General features: G+C 40.5%; 8 protein-coding genes. 5 read left to right on the top strand and 3 right to left on the bottom strand.

Features of this window, described 5'->3' with window-relative positions:
• The first annotated feature begins 372 nt into the window (after positions 1-372).
• Positions 373-558: a hypothetical protein gene (locus tag EGI31_RS11655; RefSeq protein WP_255037409.1), complete on the top strand. Its 186-nt coding sequence runs from the start codon at positions 373-375 to the stop codon at positions 556-558.
• The gene (locus EGI31_RS11660) at positions 555-794 is read left to right on the top strand and encodes a hypothetical protein (RefSeq protein WP_255037410.1); all 240 of its coding nucleotides are present in this window, start codon (positions 555-557) and stop codon (positions 792-794) included. Before EGI31_RS11655 ends, EGI31_RS11660 begins: the two co-directional genes overlap by 4 nt.
• Positions 795-1,260: 466 nt before the next feature.
• On the opposite strand, the gene EGI31_RS11665 is transcribed toward EGI31_RS11660, so the two are convergent.
• The 3 genes from EGI31_RS11665 to EGI31_RS11675 all read right to left on the bottom strand — a co-directional run bounded on the left by EGI31_RS11665 (position 1,261) and on the right by EGI31_RS11675 (position 3,732).
• Positions 1,261-2,088 (bottom strand): DUF481 domain-containing protein, encoded by an 828-nt coding sequence (locus EGI31_RS11665; protein WP_255037411.1) that lies wholly within the window; start codon positions 2,086-2,088, stop codon positions 1,261-1,263.
• Positions 2,089-2,196: 108 nt separating this feature from the next.
• The gene (locus EGI31_RS11670; RefSeq protein WP_255037412.1) at positions 2,197-2,658 is read right to left on the bottom strand and encodes a GNAT family N-acetyltransferase; all 462 of its coding nucleotides are present in this window, start codon (positions 2,656-2,658) and stop codon (positions 2,197-2,199) included.
• Positions 2,659-2,883: 225 nt separating this feature from the next.
• Positions 2,884-3,732 (bottom strand): 3-keto-disaccharide hydrolase, encoded by an 849-nt coding sequence (locus EGI31_RS11675; RefSeq protein WP_255037413.1) that lies wholly within the window; start codon positions 3,730-3,732, stop codon positions 2,884-2,886.
• Between the two features lie 531 nt (positions 3,733-4,263).
• On the opposite strand from EGI31_RS11675, the gene EGI31_RS11680 reads away from it, so the two are divergent.
• From EGI31_RS11680 to EGI31_RS11690, 3 genes are all read left to right on the top strand, one after another.
• Complete coding sequence (locus EGI31_RS11680) at positions 4,264-4,785, top strand: gluconate 2-dehydrogenase subunit 3 family protein (protein ID WP_255037414.1); 522 nt, start codon at positions 4,264-4,266, stop codon at positions 4,783-4,785.
• Between the two features lie 2 nt (positions 4,786-4,787).
• Positions 4,788-6,494, top strand: a complete 1,707-nt coding sequence (locus EGI31_RS11685) for a GMC oxidoreductase (protein ID WP_255037415.1) — start codon at positions 4,788-4,790, stop codon at positions 6,492-6,494.
• A gap of 437 nt (positions 6,495-6,931) precedes the next feature.
• Complete coding sequence (locus EGI31_RS11690) at positions 6,932-7,630, top strand: hypothetical protein (protein WP_255037416.1); 699 nt, start codon at positions 6,932-6,934, stop codon at positions 7,628-7,630.
• The last annotated feature ends 488 nt before the right edge of the window (positions 7,631-8,118 follow it).

Here is an 8,118-nt window from a genome sequence, read left to right on the forward strand (position 1 = left end):
AAGAAGCTGAGTCTGAAGAGGAGAGCTCAGAAGAAACTGAGGAAGAGGAATACGAGGTAGAAGAGGAGGAAGAATCTGAAGAAGAGTCTGAGGAAGATTACGAGGAGGAAGAAGAGGAAGAGGAATCTGAGGAGGAAGAAGAAGAGGAAGAAGAGTACGAGGAAGAGGAAGCCGAGGAAGAAGAAGCTTGAAGACGAATACGAAGAGGAAGAAGAAACTGAGGAAGAGGAATACGAGGTAGAAGAGGAGGAAGAATCTGAAGAAGAGTCTGAGGAAGATTACGAGGAGGAAGAAGAGGAAGAGGAATCTGAGGAGGAAGAAGAAGAGGAAGACCCTCTGGATGGCATAGAAATAGAAGAGTATGACGAAGAAGTGCCAGAGGAATTTGAAGAACTAGAATATGAAGGTGATGGCGAATATGACGAAATATTAGAAGAATACGAAAGTCAGTTTGAAGGTTTAGAGGAAGAGGAGTACGAGGAAGAGTCTGACGAAGAAGAAGAATACGAAGAGGAGGAGTCTGAGGAAGACGAGGAGGAAGAAGAGGAAGAGGAATGAGGAGGAAGAAGAAGAGGAAGAATCTGAAGAAGAGTCTGAGGAAGATTACGAGGAGGAAGAAGAGGAAGAGGAATCTGAGGAGGAAGAAGAAGAGGAAGAATCTGAAGAAGAGTCCGAGGAAGAGTCTGACGAAGAAGAAGAAGAGGAAGAAGAAACTGAGGACGAAGAATCTGAGGAAGAGTCTGAAGACGAATACGAAGAGGAAGAAGAAACTGAGGAAGAGGAATACGAGGTAGAAGAGGAGGAAGAATCTGAAGAAGAGTCTGAGGAAGATTACGTACGAAGACGAAGAAGAGGAAGAAGAAACTGAGGAAGAAGAAAAGTCAGTTTGAAGGTTTAGAGGAAGAGGAGTACGAGGAAGAGTCTGACGAAGAAGAAGAATACGAAGAGGAGGAGTCTGACGAAGAGGACGAGGAGTCCGAGGAAGAGTCTGACGAAGAAGAAGAAGAGGAAGAAGAAACTGAGGAGGAAGAAGAAGAGGAAGAATCTGAAGAAGAGTCTGAGGAAGATTACGAGGAGGAAGAAGAGGAAGAGGAATCTGAGGAGGAAGAAGCCGAAGAAGAAGAGTACGAGGAAGAGGAAGCCGAGGAAGAAGAAGCTGAGTCTGAAGAGGAGAGCTCAGAAGAAACTGAGGAAGAGGAATAAAACTAAAAAGACACGATCAGAATTCTGGTCGTGTCTTTCTTTTTTACCAAAAATCAATCAATTAGACTGACTGTAGGTAAATCCCAAAATCGCGTTTATCTGCGTGTTTTTCACGCCTTCGGTGTTGATATTTTCAAAGCTATTGTCCAAAGCTGCCGTAAACGATATATGCTTGGCCACTTTTAGCTGAATTTGCGAGAAAGCATTCCATCTAAGATAATTACTCGTAACGGAAGGTTGAAAAAACGTAACATTATTAAAAAACAATTTGTCCTTTATCAACTCCACTTTCAGCTTTACTCTCGTAGAATTTCGCCAAATGTTTCTATCCTCTCTGGTATAAAAATCAGTTTTTTCTTTCAAAAACGCATTACTAATTCCGAGTTTAATACGACTATTTGGGTGGTTTTTGCTACCAATTATTTTATATCCAACACCCAATCCGAGCATAAATCTAGAATTGATTTTTCGCAAATTGCTTTCTTCATAAGAGCCAAACACTAATCCATAAACGTCTGACTGTGAATAAAATAAGGTATTGTTGAAGTCTGCATAAAACTCCCGCTCTTGCAGAATTTTATTGTTTCTACCATACTGATATTTCGGAGAAGTATTAAAACCCCAAATAGACTTTGGCTTTTCATAGTTTATAGAGGCACGCAAGGTAAGCAATTGCCTATTTACATTACCGGAGTTGTAAACACCATCAGCTCCAAACGAATAATACCACTCAGGCAAAGCTTCTCGCTCTTCGGTGGAAGGCATTTCGTCTCCTTCTTCCTTTTCGTCTTCAGAGGTTTGTTGGGTGGTTTGGGTAGAATCCACTTGAGCGTAAATGTTGAAGAAAGTGAAATTGAGCAGTACTAGAAGTACAAGTTTTTTCATAGGTTTTCAGGGCTTATTTTTATTGGGTGCAAAACTAATTTTTAAATTTTCGATTTGCAATCAAAAAGTCATTCCTGAGCATTTAAAACCCAATTTTTTATGAATTAATTACTCGACCATATTTTTATATATATCGGGCCTTGAAATCTGCATAATTTTTTCTGGAAATTTGGGGGCATCGAATCCAAACTGGCGATAAAGTCCATGAGCGTCGTTGGTGGCCAATAGCCAAGTTCTGAGGTTTTTGAACTCTGGAATTCCCATTATGCACTCCATCAGAAACTTCGACAAACCAAGTCCGCGGTGTTCTTCCAACACAAAAACATCCGCCAAATATGCAAAAGAAGATTGATCCGTAACTACTCTGCAATAGCCCACTTGCACGTTTTCAGAAGTATAAATACCAAAAGTAACCGAATGTTTTGCCGCATTTTTGACGATTTCGAGCGGAATGTTTTCAGACCAATAAGAGCGTTTGAGGTATCCATGAATAACCTCAAAATTCAGTAGAGTTTTATCTGTGCTGATATAGTAATCGTCTTTTTCGAATCGGTAGTTTTCGAGGAACATATATTCTTCTAATTTAGAAAACAAAAGTATGAAAATTACCTTCTGTGTCTTTTGCTTTAACAATAACGTTCGACCCCTTCAGGGTCGTGGCTGATTGCTATTATTCACAATTCCCCGAATTTTATTCGGGGCTATTCATATTTGACCACTTCGTGGTCATGACCACCCTACAATAAATCCTTCATTATAGGCAAATTCTAAATTGACAGAATTAACGCTAATTCCTCAATACTTACAAGCCCCGTTATCTTCTTTTACATAATGGCTTTTGTAGTTTTTGGCTTTGGGGTCCATGCAGCCTTTGAGGTTGAGTATTTCTACTTTTCTGAATTCTATCGGGTGGCTTTCGCTTTGCAATGAGATACTTCCCTCATTCAGCGGCTTACCGTCTGGCTTAAAAATTGGGTCAAATCCGCTCACTACACCTCCGCCGATGGTTGGTTTTTCATAGCTCATAACTAACTCACCGTTGATATAGTGTCTAATCAATGAATCGCCCAGAACTTCTACCTCTGCTCTCACCCACTGGTCGCCATCGAAAGTCTTTGATTTTGAATTGATACAATGTCTCGTATCAAATTTCCCTTCATACACTACATTCGTGCCAGGGGTGCAAAGGTTACAGGTTGTTCTTGGTTTTCCGTCGCTGTTACCGCCCAGTAGCTGCACTTCTATCGATATCGGGAAATCCTGATCTTTGAGCATACTTGCAGCTGGCTGACCGTGAACCATGATGCCCGAGTTTCTTAATGCCCAACCTTCGCCTTCGTTGGCCTGGTTTCCGACGAAACGATACTCGGTGGCTATTTTGTAATAAGAGAAATTTTCTTTGTAAAACAAATGCCCATAACGTTGGTTAAACTTGTCGTAGCCGTCGTAATTGACCACTATCTTTTTGTCTTTTACACTGAATGTGTTGGCAAAATTATCGTTTAGCTCGTAGTTTCTGATTTTGATGTCCCAACCTTTGAGGTTTTTGCCGTTAAAAAGCTGTCGCCATTCTTTTTTGGGGGCGGTGATTTGGGCAAATGCTAGGTTGGAGAGTAGATTAAGTGATAAGAGTAATTTTTTCATAAATTTTTGATCTTGCAAAGTCGACAAGACGCAAAGGTTCAATTTTTTTTCTTTGTATCCGAGGGCTTTGACCTGTTTGAACTAGTTTTTTACGGTTTTGCTGCAGCAGGGATAAGCCCACAGCTGGCGTAGCCGCGAGGACTTGTAGTACAAGTGAGTTCGATAGAACGAAACTTGCGACCGCAGGTCTGCCCGACCCTACCGATAGCTATCGGAAGGTGCCACCCTGATTTTTCACCAAATTTAGCCGAAAATATAATTATTCAATCATTTAATAAGCTTTTTGAAGAAATATTGATAATTTTAAATCAAAAAGCTCAATTGACCATCTGGCGAAATGATACCGAATGTTCGGCCCCGTTTGAAAATAGCTATGACGAGCATCGAAAAACCTATCGAGATAGGTTTGCAGAGGATCGGAAATAGGTATGAAGCAACGGGGGTCGCCTTCGACTTTTATTGTAGCCGATTTTCTAATGAGTTTTTTGATTTTATAATTATTTAGGAATTCAACCAAATTATAGGAAATCTATGAAACGAAGAGAGGTTTTTTCAAATCTCGGATTGGGAGCTTTGGGCGTAATGGCCTTGCCTGCTTGGGCAAACAGCTGGTCGGGAGCAAGCATAAAAAAAGACGTATTGGGATTGAGTGCGGCTGAGGCAAACCTACTAGAAGACCTAACGGACACCATCATACCCGAAACACAAACACCTGGTGCTAAAACACTTGAGATAGCCAAGTTTGTAAAACTGATGGTGTCGGATGTGTTTTCGCCAGAGGATCGTAAGCGATTTACTGATTCGCTGAGCAAGGTAGAAGACGTGAGCAAGCTGCTGTACGGCATCAACTATAACGAATGCTCGACGGCACAAAGGCTGCATTTGCTACAAGGCCTTAACCTCAGCTCCGACAAAGACCAAAAGTGGTTTTTTAACACCACCAAGAGGCTGTCGGTACAGGCTTATACTTCTTCAGAATATTTTTTAACCAACATCGCCAAGTTTGAGTTTGCCCCAGGCAGATACCTCGGCTGTGTACCTGTAACGCAATAATCATGTTTGTAGCCGATAAAAAGAAAAGAACTTTTGACGCCATAGTAGTTGGCTCAGGAATAAGCGGCGGCTGGTCTGCCAAAGAATTGTGCGAAAAAGGCCTAAAAACCTTGGTACTGGAGCGTGGCCGTGATGTAAAACACATTGTGGATTATCCGACCACCATGACTCAGCCGTGGGAGTTTGAGCACCGTGGACAGCTGAATTACGACTTCAAGAAAGAGAACCCGATCATCAGCAAATGCTATGCTTTTTATGAAGGCACTACGCAGTTTTTTGTGAAAGACAAGGAGCATCCTTATGTACAAGAAAAGCCGTTTGACTGGATCCGTGGCTACCAAGTAGGCGGTAAGTCGCTGCTGTGGGCTCGCCAAACACAACGCTGGAGCAAGTATGATTTTGAAGGACCGGCACGTGATGGCTATGCGGTAGAATGGCCGGTGACGTACGACGAAATGGCTCCATGGTATAGCTACGTGGAGAAATTTGCGGGTATATCGGGTAACAAAGACGGCCTTGACATCCTACCCGACGGCGAGTTTTTGCCTCCGCACGAAATGAACTGCGTGGAGGATTACTTCAGCCAGAAAGTAGCTCAAAAATATGGCAAAGACCGCCATGTAATCATAGGCCGAGCGGCACACCTGACCAAGCCAAATCAGATACACTTTGACCAAGGCCGTGCACAATGCCAAAACCGCACCATCTGCGAGCGTGGCTGTCCTTATGGTGGGTATTTCAGCAGCAATGCCTCCACCATTCCGTGGGCTATGAAGACGGGCAAAATGACCCTGAAACCTGATAGTGTGGTGCATTCGATCATATACGACGACAAACTCGGCAAAGCCACTGGCGTGCGGGTTATAGACGCCAACACCAAGGAAATGACGGAGTATTATGCCAAGATAATATTTGTAAATGCGGCAGCCATCAATACCAACCTGATATTGCAGAACTCCACCTCGACACGTTTCCCTAACGGCCTCGGCAACGACTCTGGCGTGTTGGGCAAATACGTGGCTTTTCATAACTACAGAGCCAGAATATCGGGCGAGTACGAAGGATTTTTGGACAAAACGACCGAAGGAAAACGCCCAAATAGCCCGTATATACCAAGATTCAGAAACGTACTGAAACAAGAAACGGACTTTTTGAGAGGCTATGCGGCGGGTTTTGGAGCCAACCGTATGTCGTGGAACAAAAACGAAGGCTTGGGCGAAAATCTAAAGGAAAATTTAGCCAAAAGAGAATATGGCAACTGGAGCGTAGGCTCGCACATGATGGGCGAAACCATACCGAAAGAAAGCAATTTTGTGGCCTTGGACAAAAACCTCAAGGACCCATTTGGCATGCCGCAGCTACGTATATCGGTAGACTACGACGACAACGACGAAAAAATGGTGAAAGACTACATAGACCAGATGACGGAGATGTTTACGATGGCGGGCTTTACAAACATAAAAGCCAACGACAGCAAACAACCTGCTGGCCTAGACATACACGAAATGGGCGGCGTAAGAATGGGCAAAGACCCAAAAACCTCGATGCTGAATGGCTTTAATCAGCTACACGCCTGCAAAAACGTTTTTGTGACTGACGGTGCCTGTATGACCTCCACCTCTACCCAAAATCCATCACTAACCTACATGGCGTTCTCCGCCAGAGCAGTTGATTATGCGGTGAAGGAGATGAGGAAGAAGAATTTGTGAGATATTTAATTCAAAGCGAATATGTTATTCTTTATCTATAATTTTTGCTGTTTTATTTTGGTTATTTTTCGCTAAATATCTCTTAGACAATTGGGATAAAGAGAAAAAAGTAAAAAAGGAATCTCTTCCTAATGAAGAAAAGTATAAAACATTTTCAAGAAATGATGAAAAGTCTATTTGCAAAGCTTGTCATGGTTCAGGGTATTATCAGTATTGTGGAACTTGTAAATCTGATGAAATTATAGATATTTCGGAAGAAAAGTATGAATTTGAGTATTGTTCAATCTGCTCAAAGGAAGGAAGGTATGATTCAAATATAAAATGCGAAATTTGTCTCTCCTGCAATGGAAAGGGTAATTTTTATTGGACATGATGAATTTATTTTAATTTTTCTTCGGATCAACAATTCGTAAATCAAAAACGAATCAATAGGTAAAATGGCTTTAAAACTATTAATTAATTTTTTACTCTATAAAAAAATGAAGATAAAAGTATTTTGTTTTGTTATTTCATTTGTTTCTATTTTTTCTGTGGTACATGCTCAAGCCGATTTTAGAGAACTTAAATGGGGGATGTCAATTGATCAAGTATCAAATTTAGAAGGAAGAAATATAACAGGAGAAATAAGATCGAATCAATTTTATACATTAGTTAGTGAGGGTATTTCTGTTGGTGGTAAGATTGCAAAAGTAGAATATACGTTTGAAAATGGTAAACTGTCAAAAATAGTCTCTTACTTTAAATTTAGTTATTCCCCCGATTTTTGGAATTTTGGTAGCATTTCGTTTCAACTTTCCGATCTATTTCAAACTTTGGAAAATAAGGGGTACAAAATAAGATATCCCATGCTCTGTGGTGATCACCCTTACGATGGTCCAGATTTGAATATTCCGGAAAATATTAAAATACTTGAAATGACTTCATGGAAACTTGATTTTGCCAAAACAACTATTCTTAAAAAACTTGAATCTGATGAAAAATATAAGTGTGCCTTTATGAAATTTGAAAGTAGTAGAAGTGATGCTACTATAGCAATAAATGCAAAACATACTATAAACGATAAATCATCACATGCTTATTTTATCTTAACGCCCTCTGATTCAGTACAAAAAAGTATCAATCAAAATGATTTTTAAATAGTTTTGGTATTACAGATATAATAGTTTATATCCGTTAATTGTCTCCCACTAGGGGACTTTGAACTAAACTCTAATGCTTTTCTCACCAGATATTAGCATCGCAGAGTCCCTGCGGAGACTCTGCTAGAACTTCAATCAGGAGGCCATAGAATATCAATCTTTTTTGTCAAAGGTTTCAATTGCCACTAGCTTTAGACTGTGGATAATGAGAAGAAATTCCTATTTGACTTTAGTCGAAATGTTTAAGCTTTTTTGTTTTGGCTAAAGCAAAATTTATCTTCTTAAATTCTCATCTTCCAGCTAAAACAGGAGGCAATTCATTATCAAGCTTTGACACAATGTTTTCAATTGCCACTGGCTTTAGACTGTGGATAATGAGAAGAAATTCCTATTTGACTTTAGTCGACATGGCATGCTTCAACTGATTTATTGGTCTATTGTTTGACATATTTATGAATTGTAAAACAGCTACAGCGTTTACCTTT

The sequence above is a fragment of the Lacihabitans soyangensis genome (assembly GCF_024343775.1).
GTDB lineage: Bacteria > Bacteroidota > Bacteroidia > Cytophagales > Spirosomataceae > Leadbetterella > Leadbetterella soyangensis.